This is a genomic window from Streptomyces capoamus, from assembly GCF_014654935.1.
GTDB classification, from domain to species: domain Bacteria; phylum Actinomycetota; class Actinomycetes; order Streptomycetales; family Streptomycetaceae; genus Streptomyces; species Streptomyces capoamus.
In genome coordinates this window covers 153,874-166,832 of the sequence record NZ_BNBF01000018.1, presented here as the reverse complement: position 1 = coordinate 166,832, position 12,959 = coordinate 153,874, and the positions used below count along the sequence as shown (strand labels likewise).

The following is a 12,959-nucleotide window of genomic DNA, read 5'->3' as shown; positions in this document are numbered from 1 at the left end:
CAGCCGAGGGCCGTCCGTCGTCGCCCCGCCGCCCCGACGACCTGTACGCGGAGTTCGCCGACCTCGGGCTCGCCTACGGGCCGGAGTTCCAGCGCATCGAGCACATCGCACGGCAGGGCGACGACGTGTCGGTCGCCCGGCTGCGCGGCCGGGCCGCGCACGCGCTGGAGCACCTGCCGCCGGTCGTCCTCGACAACGTCACCCAGTCGCTGGCCGGGGTGCTGGACAACGGCAACACCTACCTGCCGGTCGGCTTCGGCCGCTTCCAGCTGCTGAAGAAGCCCAAGAGCGACGAGCTGCGCAGCTACGTCCGGCTCACCAGCGAGGAGAACGCCGACGGCGAGATGACCGCCGACATGCTCCTGACGGAGCACGGCAGGCCGGTCTTCATCGTGCACGGCTTCCGGCTGAAGAAGGTCACCGCCGCCGCGGGCGCCCCGCGCCGGCAGCTCTTCCACGAGCCGCGCTGGGTGAAGCGCTCCCTGGTCCGCCAGGGCGGCGAGGGCGAGCGGCGCATCCTGGTCGTCGGCCGGGACGCGGCGGACCTCGAGTCCGTGCGCGAGCACCTGGCGGCGAGCGGCGCCTCGCTGACGTTCGCGCCGGACGCGCACGCGGCCGCCGGGCCGGTGGGCGAGCGGCCCTCCGACGTCTGCTGGTTCTGGAAGGGCTCCCCCGGCCCGGTCACCGCCGAGCGGCTGCGGTCGGAGTGCGAGGCCAACTACCGCGAGCTGCTGGACCTCCTGGCCGTGCTGGAGAAGGCGGCGTTCGGGCGGGACCAGCGGCTGTGGCTGGTCACCGAGGGCGCCCAGCGGCTGCCCGGTGACCTCCCCGGCCGCTCGGACCGCGCCCCGGAGGTCTCGCCCGCGGCGACGCTGTGGGGTTTCGGCCTCACGCTGTGGAACGAGTACCCCGCCTACCAGGCCACGCTGGTCGACCTGCCGGTCGGCGGCGACGGCAAGGCCCTGGCCGACGAGCTGCTGACGGCCGAGCCGGACGAGTACCAGGTCGCCTTCCGTGACGGCCATCGGCACGTGCGCCGGATCCACCGCGCCGACCCGGCCGGTACGGACGACGCCAACTTCGAACTCGCCATCACCGAGTTCGGGGAGTTCTCCAACGTCCGGCCCGTGCCCGTCGAGGACGTGGCACCCGAGGGCGACCAGATCCAGGTGCAGGTGCACGCGGCGGGCCTGAACTTCAAGGACGTGCTGAACGTCCTGGGGCTGCTCAAGGCCCACGCGGAGGAGAGCGGCGTCGAGTACCAGCCGCTCGACCTCGGCTTCGAGGGCGCCGGCACGGTGGTCGCGGCCGGCCCGGACGCCGAGTTCCGTCCCGGCGAGGAGGTGCTGCTCAGCCACCTCGGCTGCATGAAGCGGCGCGTCACCGTGCCGTCGGCGATGGCGGTGCGCAAGCCGGCCAACATCTCGTTCGCCGAGGCGGCGGGACTGGCCACCGCCTACGTCACCGCCTACTACGCGCTGCACGACCTGGCCGGCATCAAGCAGGGCGACACGATCCTCATCCACGCGGCGGCCGGCGGCGTGGGCCAGGCCGCGGTGCAGCTGGCCAGGCTCGCCGGCGCCACGGTCATCGCCACCGCCAGCCCCCGCAAGCAGGACCTGCTGCGCGCCCAGGGCATCGAGCACGTCTTCAACTCGCGCACCCTGGACTTCGCCGACCAGATCCTGGAGGTCACCGGCGGCAAGGGCGTCGACATCGTCCTGAACAGCCTGAACAAGGACTACATCACGGCCGGCATGAAGGCGCTCGGCACGGGCGGCCGGTTCGTGGAACTCGGCAAGATCGGCATCTGGTCGGCCGAGCAGGCGCACGCAGCACGCCCGGACGTGGAGTACCACAACTTCGACCTCAGCGAGTTCGCCGAGGAGGAGCTGCAGAAGGTCAACAAGGGCATCCTGCAGACGGTGGCGGGGCTGCTCTCCGAGGGTGCGGTGCAGCCGCTCCCGACGACGGCCTACACCCTGGACGAGATCGAGGAGGCGTTCGCGGTCCTCAGCCGCGGAGCCAACGTCGGCAAGCTGGTGATCAGCTTCGAGCGGCAGGACGGCCTCCGCGAGCGCCCGGTGACCATCACGGCCGACCGCCCGTACGTGATCACCGGCGGTATGGGCGCCCTGGGACTGGTGATGGCGCAGAAGCTCGTCGACCTCGGCGCCCGGGACCTCGTCCTCGTCGGCCGGCGGGCCGTCCCCGAGGCGGAGGCCGCGGCGCTCGCCGCCGGGCTGGGCGAGGGCGTACGGGTCCGCACGCTGCGGTGCGACGTGGCCTCGGCCGGTGACGTCCAGCGGCTCGTCGACTTCGTGGCGGACGGCCCGCACCCGCTGGGCGGTGTCCTGCACACCGCCGGCGTCCTCGCGGACATGCCGATCTCCTCCCTCTCCTGGGAGAGCATCGACAAGGTCTTCCAGCCCAAGGTGTACGGGACCTGGCACCTGCACGAGGCACTGCGCGACCTGCCGGGCGAGCCGTTCTTCGTCGGCTTCTCCTCGATCGCCTCGGTGGTCGGGTCGGCCGCGCAGGGCAATTACGCGGCGGGGAACGCGTTCATCGACGCGCTCATGCAGTGGCGCGCGGCACAGGACCTGCCGGGCCTGAGCATCAGCTGGGGCCCCTGGGCCGAGGTGGGCATGGCCGCGGAACTGAGCGAGCAGCTGGCCCGCAGCATCGAGTCCCAGGGCATGAAGTTCCTCAAGCCCGCCGACGGCACCCGCTCGATGTTCAAGGCGCTCGGCAAGCCCGCCGCGCACCTGATGATCGGTGAGTTCGACTGGGACCGCTTCGTCTCGGGCCGGCCGGCCGCCAACGCCTTCTACCGTGAGGTGGCCGGGGCCGGCGGCGCCGGTGTCCGCACCGTCGACCTGGACGCGCTGCGCGCCCTGCCGAGGTCCGAACGGCTCGCTTCCGTCAACGAGCTGATCCGGGCCCGGATCGCCGGTCTGCTCCACTTCGAGGGGCCCGACGACGTCGGTGCCAACGCGAAGTTCCTCGAGCTGGGCTTGGACTCGCTCAGCGCGGTCGAACTGAAGAACAGCCTCGAAGCGGCCCTGCAGGTGCCGCTGTCCTCCGCGATCGTCTTCGATCACCCGTCCATCGGTGTGCTCACCGAGTACCTGGAGCAGCAGCTCGTGCCGCAGACGGCGGCCGAGGACGAGCGGACGGCGGCCGGGGACGAGCAGACCGCGGACGACGTCGCGACGCTCTCCGACGCGGAGGCCGACGCCGAGCTCGCCGCGATGATGGAGCTGTGACCGGGTGAAGGACTACATCGAGTCGTTGCAGCAGCTGTCCAAGTCCCAGCTGGTGCTCCTGCTCGCGCGGCAGCGCCGCCAGGAGACCGAGCGGATCGCCGTCGTCGGCATGGCGTGCCGGTTCCCCGGCGGTATCGACGGTCCCCAGCAGTACTGGGAGGCGCTGCACGCGGGTCGCAGCGTCCTCGCCGAGCGGGGCGGCATCCCGAAGGACTCCACCGGGCGTCCCCGGTGGAACGTGGCGGCGCCGGACCTGGCGCCGCTGGCCGGCCTGCTCGCGCAGGGCGCCTATCTGGACGCCGTCGACGTCTTCGACGCCGAGCGCTTCGGCATCCCGGACGAGGAGGCGCGGCACATGGACCCGCAGCAGCGGCTGCTGCTGACCTGTGCCGCCGAGGCGCTCGAGGACGCGGCGCCGTTCGACCGCGCGGAGACCCGGGTGGGCGTGTTCGCCGGGGTGAGCACGGTGGAGTACAGCTTCGCCGCGCTCCGCAACGGCCTGGGGGTCGAGGGGCTCTCCCCGTACATGGGCACCGGCGGCGCGCTCAGCGCGACGGCCGCCCGGGTCGCCACCGGTCTGGGTCTCAACGGCCCGGTGCTGACCGTCGACACGGCGTGCTCCTCCGCCCTGACCGCGACCCACCTGGCCACGTCCGCGCTGCGCCGCGGCGAGTGCGACGTCGCGATCGTCGGCGCCTGCCACCTGACGCTCGCGCCGTTCACGGCGGGCGTCTTCGAGCAGGCGGGGATGCTCTCGCCCACCGGACGCAGCCGCCCCTTCGACAGCGAGGCGGACGGTCACGTCCGGGGCGAGGGCTGCGGGGTGCTGGTGCTCAGGCGCGAGCGCGACGCCGAGGCCGCCGGCGACCGGCCGTACGCGCTGATCAAGGGCAGCAGCGTCTACCAGCACGGGGACCGGCCGGCGATGGCGGCCGTCTCGTCCGTGGCGCAGCGCCGGGTGATGGCGCAGGCGCTGCGGGACGCCGCCGTCGACCCGCATCAGGTGCAGTACATCGAGGCCCAGGCGAACGGCTCCAAGCTGGGCGGGGTCATCGAGGCGGAGGCGATCGCCGAGACGTACCGGCGGGCCACGGCCGACGCCCCGCCGCTGTACCTGGGCTCGGCCAAGGCGAACCTCGGTTACCTGGAGACGGCCTCCGGGGCCGCCGGGCTGATCAAGACGGCGCTCGCCCTGCGCAACCGGGTCATCCCGCCGCAGCCGGGGATCGACACCCCCGACCCGGCGGTGCCGTGGGACCGCACCGGTCTGCGGCTGCCCCGCACGGCCGTGCCGTGGCCCCAGACCGGCTCCCCGACGGCGGCGGTGAGCGCGTTCGGCTTCACCGGCACCAACGCGCACGTGCTGATGGAGGGGGCCGCGGACCCGGAGCCCCGGCCCGCGCCGCGCGGCACGGCGGGCCGGGGACGGCGCCACTGGTCCGACGACAACATCTGGAGCTGAGACGGCAGTGCCGCGCGGTGTGGGAACGAGGAACCGAGGAGCAGCGATGTACTTTCCGAACCTGCGGACGCTCGACGCGAGCGTGGCCTTCCACGCCGGGCGCCGCCCGGACCACCCGGCCGTGCTGTGCGAGGGGCGGACCGTCACCTACGGCGAGCTGCACCGGCGCAGCAACCGCCTGGGGCACGCGCTGCGTGCGGCCGGTGCGTCGGAGCGGGCCAGGGTCGCCTATCTCGGCAAGGAGTCGGAGCACTACTACGAGGTGCTCTTCGCCTGCGCCAAGACGGGAACGATCCTGGTGCCCATCAACTGGCGGCTGACCGTCGGCGAGGTGGACCACATCCTGCGGGACTCGCGGACGGAGGTCCTCTTCGTGGAGGAGGAGTTCCGGGCGCTCGCCGAGAAGGCGATCGCTGCGCTGGCCGACCGGGTCCAGGTCGTCGTCGTGGACCGTGACGGCGACGCGGGCGCGGGCATCCTCGGCTGGGCCGCCGGCCACCCGGACACGGACCTGGACCGGACCGCGCACGAGGACGACCCGGTCGCCCAGCTGTACACGAGCGGAACGACCGGGCTGCCCAAGGGAGTGGTGCTCGCCCACCGCAGCTTCTTCGCGGTGCGGGACGCGCTGGCGTCGGAGGGACTGTCCTGGATCGACTGGCGGGAAGGCGACGTGAGCCTCATCGGCATCCCCGGCTTCCACGTCGGCGGGCTGTGGTGGGCCACGCAGGGTTTCAACGCGGGTGTCACCAACGTCGCCCTGCGGATGTTCATCAGCGGTGAGGCGGTACGGCAGATCCGGCAGCTCGGCATCACCACGGCGTGCGTGGTGCCCTCGATGCTGCAGATGGTGCTCAGTGAACCGGACGCGGCCGACGAGGACTTCGCCTCGCTGCGCAAGGTGGTCTACGGCGGCTCCCCGATCTCCGAGCGCCTCCTGGAGCAGGCCGTGGAACGGATCGGCTGTGACTTCGCGCAGATCTACGGGCTCACCGAGACCGGCAACACCGCGGTGTGCCTGCCGCCCCACGAGCACGTCGTCGGCGGCCCGCGGATGCAGGCGGCCGGGCGGCCGTACCCCGGCTTCGAGGTCAAGATCGTGGACCGGGACGGCAACCGTCTGCGGGGACGTGCCGTGGGCGAGGTGTGCCTGCGCACGCCCGCGCACATGATCGAGTACTGGGGCCTGCCCGAGGCCACCGCGAGCACCCTCGTGGATGGCTGGATCATGACGGGCGATGCCGGCTACCTCGACGAAGAGGGGTATCTCTTCGTCTGCGACCGGATCAAGGACGCGATCATCGTCGCCGGGGAGAACGTCTATCCGGCCGAGATCGAGAACGCGCTGGCCAAGCACGAGGCGGTCCTGGAGAGCGCCGTGATCGGCGTGCCCGACGAGCGGTGGGGGGAGGCGGTACGGGCGTTCGTGGTCCTGCGTCCGGGGACGACCGCGACGCCGCGGGAACTGATGATGTCGCTGAAGGGGAGGATCGCGGACTTCAAGATCCCTACGGGCTACGAGTTCATCGACACCCTTCCCCGGAATCCCAGCGGCAAGATCCTCCGCCGGGAGCTGCGTGACAGGTTCTGGCAAGGGCAGCAACGCAAGGTCAACTAGGCGTGGTCCGGCCGCTCCCGCTCACGGGGCCGGCCTTCCCCTCGACGCCGGCCGCCCGCTGGCCGCCGGCAGGAACTCCAAGGTGATTCGATGAGCCCGTCCTTCACTGCCGTGCGCAGGGTGCTGAACACCACCGCGTACCTCTCGCCCCGCCTGCTGGGCGGTCACGTGTGGCGGCTGTTCTGCGAACCGGTCGCGCGCGACAAGGTGCGCGATGCCCAGCGGCCGGTCCACGACCAGGCCGTGGTGGAGAACATCACCGTGAACGGCAAGAAGGTGGTGACCTACCGCTGGGGCGAGGGCGGCAACCCCGTGCTGCTCATCCACGGCTTCGGCGGCCGGGCGGCCAACTTCGCCGGGTTCGTCCACGGGCTCCAGCGGCTCGGCGTCCCCGCACTGTCCTACGACGCCTTCGGTCACGGCGACTCCGAGGGCCGGGGCGTCACGATCCTGGACCACCTGGCCGTGCTGCGGCAGCTGCAGGACGAGCACGGGCCGTTCCGCGCCGTCATCGGGCACTCGTTCGGCGGCACCACGGGGTACCTCGCGCTGCGCCGCGGCATCAAGGCGGACCGGTTGGTGTCCATAGCCTCCGTGGGCGAATTCGCCTCCCTGCCGAGCACGTTCTGCCGGCAGCTGGGCCTGCGGCCGGTGTACGCGCGGGAGTTGCGGCGCCGTACCGAGCAGCTATTCGCGTCGGAGCCGGACCTGTGGAACGCCTTCTCGCCCGTGCACCGCCCCGAGGAGATCGAGCAGCCGGTGCTGGTGGTGCACGACCGGGACGACCGCGAGGTCAGCGTGGAGCAGGGCCGCCGGATCGCCGCCGCGTACGGCGACCGGGCCGAGTTCCTGGAGACGGAAGGGCTCGGGCACCGCCGGATCCTGGGCGACCGCACCGTGATCACCAAGGTGCTGGCGTTCGCCGTGGGCGACGGAGCGACACCTGACGAGTAGCACCGCCCGGACTCGTCAGCCACCAGTAATCACGAACCTAGGTGAGAGCGATGACCAGCCAGCCCGAATCCACTGGACGCCCCCCGCAGAGCACCGGGAGCGAGCCGGTCGCCGTCGTCGGCGTGGCCTGCCGGCTGCCCGGGGCAGACGGGCCGACGAGCTTCTGGCAGCTGCTCAGCGAGGGACGGGACGGCATCACCGAGGTGCCCGCCGACCGCTGGACGGCGGGCGGGCCGTCCGCGCCGCGGTCCGGCCGCACCGGCCGGGGTGGATTCGTGTCCGGGGTCGGCGAGTTCGACGCGCACTTCTTCGGGGTCTCGCCGCGCGAGGCCGCTTCGATGGACCCGCAGCAGCGGCTGATGCTGGAGCTGAGCTGGGAGGCCGTGGAGGACGCCGGGATACCCGCGCAGGACGTGCAGGGCAGCCCCGCCGGTGTCTTCTTCGGCGCCATCGCCGGTGACTACGACGCGCTGCTGAACCGGTACGGGGTGGACAGCATCACGCAGCACTCCTTCACCGGGCTGCAGCGCGGCATGATCGCCAACCGGGTCTCGCACCTGTTCGGGCTGGCGGGCCCCAGCCTGACCCTGGACTGCGGGCAGTCCTCCTCGCTGGTCGCCGTCCACATGGCCTGCGAGAGCCTGCGCTCCGGCGAGTGCGACCTCGCGCTGGCGGGCGGGGTGCACCTCAACCTGGTCGAGGAGTCGGCGCTGCGCGCCGACCGCTTCGGGGTGCTCTCGCCCGACGGCCGGTGCTACGCGTTCGACTCCCGGGCCAACGGGTTCGTCCGCGGCGAGGGCGGCGTGGTGTTCGTCCTGAAGCCGCTGTCCCGGGCGGTCGCCGACGGCGACGACGTGCTCTGCCTGGTCCTCGGCAGCGCGGTCAACAACGACGGCCGGGGCGAGGCCGTCGGCGTGCCCAACCCGGCGGCCCAGAGCGCGGTCATCAGGGCGGCCCAGCGTCGCGCGGGGGTCCGGCCCGGCGACATCGGGTACGTCGAGCTGCACGGCACCGGCACGGCACGCGGTGACGAGCTGGAGGCGACCGCCCTCGCCTCGGTGTTCGCCGGATCCCGGGAGCCGGGCTCCCCCCTGCTCCTGGGCTCGGCGAAGACCAACGTGGGCCACCTGGAAGGCGCGGCCGGCGCCGTCGGGCTGCTGAAGGCCGCCCTGAGCATCAGGAACGGCGAGATCCCCGGGAGCCTGAACTACGCGTCGCCCGGCCCCCGTCCGCTCCAGGGCGCGGCGGACCTCCAGGTGCGGGTCGACCGCGGTCCCTGGCCGGGTCCGCGCGAGCGGCGGCTGGCCGGCGTCAGCTCCTTCGGCATCGGCGGGACCAACTGCCACGTCGTCCTCGGTTCGGCCCCGGAGACCGCCGGGCAGGACGCGTCGCGCACGGCGCCGGCACCGGCACCGGAGGCCGTGGCCTGGCCGCTGAGCGCCCGGAGCCGGCCCGCGCTGGAGGCCAAGGCTCGCGACCTCGCCGTACACCTGGCGCACTGCCCGGACCTGCGGCCCGAGGACGTGGGCCGGTCGCTGGCCACGACGCGCACGGCGATGGACCACCGGGCGGTGGTCGTCGCCGGTGACCGCACCGGGTTCGCCGCGGCGCTCGACGCGCTCGCGGCGGGTGAGGCGGGCCCCGCCACGGCACGCGGCGTCGCGCGGCATCCGGCCAAGGTCGTGTTCGTCTTCCCCGGCCAGGGCTCGCAGTGGGCCGGCATGGCCCGCGGCCTGCTGGAGGGCTCCCGGGAGTTCCGGGAGGAACTGCGCGCCTGCGAACGGGCGCTGGCCCCGTACGTCGACTGGTCCGCGACGGACGTGCTGCGCGGCGCCCCCGGGGCTCCGGGCCTGGACGACGTGGAGGTCGTCCAGCCCCTGCTGTTCTCGGTCATGGTCTCGCTGGCCGCCGTGTGGCGCGCGCACGGCGTCGAACCCGACGCCGTCGTGGGCCACTCCCAGGGCGAACTGGCCGCCGCCTACGTCTGCGGCGCCCTGACCCTGGACGAAGCCGCCCGCGCGGTCGCCCTGCGCAGCCGGGCCATCGCCAGGATCGCCGGCACCGGCGGGCTGCTGTCCGTGGCCCTGCCGGCCGACCGCGTCCTGCCCTATCTGGAGCGCTCCCCGGACGAGCTGTCCGTGGCCGTGGTCAACAGCCCCCGCTCGACGGCCGTCGGCGGATCCCCGGAGGCACTGGCCGCACTGGCCGCCGCCTGCGAGCGGGACGGGGTGCGCAGCCGCCTGATCCTGATCGACTACGCCTCGCACTCGCCCCAGGTCGACGCGATCCGCGACGAGGTGCTCGACGCGGTGAAGGACGTCTCCCCCCGCCGTTCGGACATCCCCTTCTACTCCAGCACCGACGGCGGCCCGCTGGACACGGTGCGTCTGGACGCCGGGTACTGGTACCGGAACCTGCGCGAGGCCGTGCAGTTCGAGCGCGCGACCAGGGCGCTGCTGGACTCGGGCCACACCGTCTTCATCGAGGTGAGCCCGCATCCGGTGCTGGTGGCCGGGATGCTGGACACCCTGGAGGACGCGGCGCAGGCGTCCCCCGAAGAGCCTGTCGAGGCCGCCGTCCTCGGCACCCTGCAGCGCGGCGAGGGCGGCCTCGGGCGCTTCCTGCGGTCCGCCGGCGAGGCCTATGTGCACGGCGTCCCGGTCGACTGGGCGAAGGGGTACGCCGGGACCGGCGCCCGCCGGGTCAAGCTGCCCGGTTACCCGTTCCAGCGCCGCCGGCACTGGCTGGCGGCCCCCGCAACACCCGCCTCCCCGGGAACACCCGCCTCCGCCGGACCCCCCGCGTCCGCCGCGCTCCCCGCCGTACCGGCCGAGGCGGTGCCGGAGGCGGAACGGCAGGCCGTCGAGCGGCCGCAGCCGGGGCCGCTCGGTGAGCAGGACGCGCTGGACCTCGTCCGCCGGCACGCCGCGCTGCTGCTCGGACACGACGGCCCCGAGGCGATCGACGACCGGCTGGCCTTCCGCGACCTGGGATTCGACTCGCTGGGCTCCGTCCAGCTGCGCCAGCGGCTCGTCGAGGCCACCGGCCTGAAGCTGCCCGTCGGCACGGTCTACGACCACCCGACGCCGAGGGCGCTGGCCCGCAGGATCCGGCAGCTGCTGTCGAAGTCCGCCGACGACGGCGCCGCCGTGCGGGCCGCCTCCGGGCCCGAGGACGACCCGGTCGTCATCGTCGGCATGGCCTGCCGCTACCCCGGCGCGGTGGCCTCCCCCGAGGACCTGTGGCGTCTCGTGGCCGAGGGCGGGGACGCCGTCGGCGACTTCCCGGCCGACCGCGGCTGGGACCTGGACGGCCTGTACCACCCCTCACCGGAGCACCGGAAGACCACCTACGCGCGCTCCGGCGGCTTCCTGTACGACGCCGCCCGGTTCGATCCGGCGTTCTTCGGCATCAGCCCGCGTGAGGCACTGGGCATGGACCCGCAGCAGCGGATCCTGCTGGAGATCGGCTGGGAGGCGTTCGAGCGGGCCGGCATCGTCCCCGAGACGCTGCGCGGCACGCGCACGGGCGTCTTCATCGGGGCGATGCCCTCCGGGTACGGGCCGCCGCTCGGCGAGGCACCGGAGGACCTGGAGGGTTATCTGCTGACGGGGTCGAGCCCGAGCGTGCTGTCCGGCCGGCTCTCCTACACCTTCGGGCTGGAGGGGCCGGCGATCACGGTCGACACCGCCTGTTCGTCCTCGCTGGTCGCGCTCCACCTGGCCGTCCAGGCCCTGCGGCGCGGCGAGTGCTCGATGGCCCTGGCCGGCGGGGTGACCGTGATGGCGACGCCCGGGATGTTCCTGGAGTTCAGCCGCCAGCGCGGGCTGTCGCCCGACGGCCGGTGCAAGGCCTTCTCCGCCGACGCGGACGGCACGGGATGGGGCGAGGGTGCCGGCGTGCTGCTGCTGGAGCGGCTCTCCGAGGCCCGCAGCCGCGGCCACCAGGTGCTCGCCGTGGTCCGGGGCACGGCGGCGAACCAGGACGGCGCGACCAACGGACTGACGGCACCGAACGGCCCCGCGCAGGAGCGGGTCATCCGGGACGCGCTGGCCGCGGCCCGGCTCACCCCGGGCCAGGTCGACGTCGTGGAGGCGCACGGCACCGGCACGGTCCTCGGCGATCCCATCGAGGCCGGCGCGCTGCTGGCCACGTACGGGCAGGACCGTCCCGACGACCGGCCGCTGTGGCTGGGCTCGCTGAAGTCCAACACCGGCCACTCGCAGGCCGCGGCCGGCGTGGGCGGCATCATCAAGATGGTCATGGCGATGCGGCACGGCGTCATGCCGCGCACGCTGCACAGCGACCGTCCCACCAGCCACGTCGACTGGTCCGCGGGGAAGGTGCGGCTGCTGCAGGAGGCGGTGCCCTGGGAGCGATCCGACGGACCCCGCCGGGCAGGCGTGTCGTCCTTCGGCATCAGCGGCACCAACGCCCACGTGGTGATCGAGGAGGCGCCGGACGCCGACGCCGGGGCCGGCGACCCTGCCACGGCCCCGCAGTCGGCCCCGGAGCCGGAGCCGGCGACCGGACCGGTACCGCTGCCGCTGACGGCCCGCAGCGCGGCCGCGCTCGGCGCCCAGGCGGACGCGCTGCGCGCCCACGCGGCGGCCACGCGGGCCGGTCTGCTCGACCTCGGCCACAGCCTGGCCGCCACCCGCTCGGCGTTCGAACGCCGGGCCGTGGTGCTCGCGGCGGACCGTACGGAACTCTCCCTCGGTCTGGCAGCCGTGGCGGACGGTGCCCCCGCCGGGAACGTGGTCCAGGGTGCGGTGACCCCGGGCCGGGTCGCCTTCCTCTTCACCGGCCAGGGCAGCCAGTACGCGGGCATGGGACGCGACCTGTACGCGGCCCATCCCGCCTTCGCCCAGGCCCTGGACGAGGTGTGCGCGCACCTGGACCCGCACCTCCCGCGCCCGCTCCGCGAGGTGATGTTCGCCGACGCGGCGGACGGCGGGACGCCCCTCGTGGACCGTACGGAGTGGACCCAGCCGGCCCTGTTCGCCTTCGAAGTGGCCATGGTCCGCCTGCTCGGCCACTGGGGTGTCACCCCGGACCACCTGCTGGGCCACTCCGTCGGCGAGATCGCGGCCGCGCACGTGGCCGGAGTGCTGTCGCTGCCGGACGCCTGTCTGCTGGTGGCGAGCCGCGCCCGGCTGATGGGCGGGCTGCCGGACGGCGGGGCGATGGTGGCGCTGGAGGCGTCCGAGCGGGAAGCCGCCGAGTGGATCGCGCAGCACGGCGCCCGGCTGGACGTCGCGGCGCTCAACGGCCCGGACGCGACGGTCGTCGCCGGCGACGCGGAGGCGGCGGAACGCATGAGGGCCGAGTGGCGGCGGCGGGGACGCCGGGCCAAGCGGCTGGCCGTGAGCCACGCCTTCCACTCCGCGAAGGTCGAGCCGATGCTGGACGAGTTCGCCCGGGTCGCCGAGTCCCTCGACTACCGTCCGCCGGCCCTGCCCGTCGTCTCCAACCTGACCGGCCGGCCGGCCGACGGGGAGACCCTGTGCTCCGCCGACTACTGGGTCCGGCACGTGCGGCAGCCCGTGCGGTTCCTGGACGGCGTCAGGGCGCTGGAGGCGGCGGGCGTCACCAGGTTCCTCGAAGTCGGGCCCGACGGTGTGCTGTCGTCGATGGCGACGGGCTGCCTGGCGGC

At 73.7% G+C, this 12,959-nt stretch carries 5 protein-coding genes; all 5 read left to right on the top strand.

Features of this window, described 5'->3' with window-relative positions; translation table 11 throughout:
- Positions 1-3,269, top strand: a 3,269-nt coding sequence (locus tag IE312_RS38215; RefSeq protein ID WP_194704708.1) for an SDR family NAD(P)-dependent oxidoreductase, incomplete at its 5' end; no start/stop codon positions are given.
- Positions 3,270-3,273: 4 nt separating this feature from the next.
- Positions 3,274-4,731: a beta-ketoacyl [acyl carrier protein] synthase domain-containing protein gene (locus tag IE312_RS26415; protein ID WP_189984820.1), complete on the top strand. Its 1,458-nt coding sequence runs from the start codon at positions 3,274-3,276 to the stop codon at positions 4,729-4,731.
- 46 nt (positions 4,732-4,777) lie between these two features.
- Positions 4,778-6,349 (top strand): fatty acid--CoA ligase, encoded by a 1,572-nt coding sequence (locus IE312_RS26410; RefSeq protein ID WP_189984819.1) that lies wholly within the window; start codon positions 4,778-4,780, stop codon positions 6,347-6,349.
- Between the two features lie 90 nt (positions 6,350-6,439).
- Positions 6,440-7,303, top strand: a complete 864-nt coding sequence (locus IE312_RS26405; protein WP_189984818.1) for an alpha/beta fold hydrolase — start codon at positions 6,440-6,442, stop codon at positions 7,301-7,303.
- A gap of 50 nt (positions 7,304-7,353) precedes the next feature.
- The coding region (locus IE312_RS26400) for a type I polyketide synthase (protein WP_189984817.1) at positions 7,354-12,959 on the top strand (5,606 nt) is incomplete at its 3' end.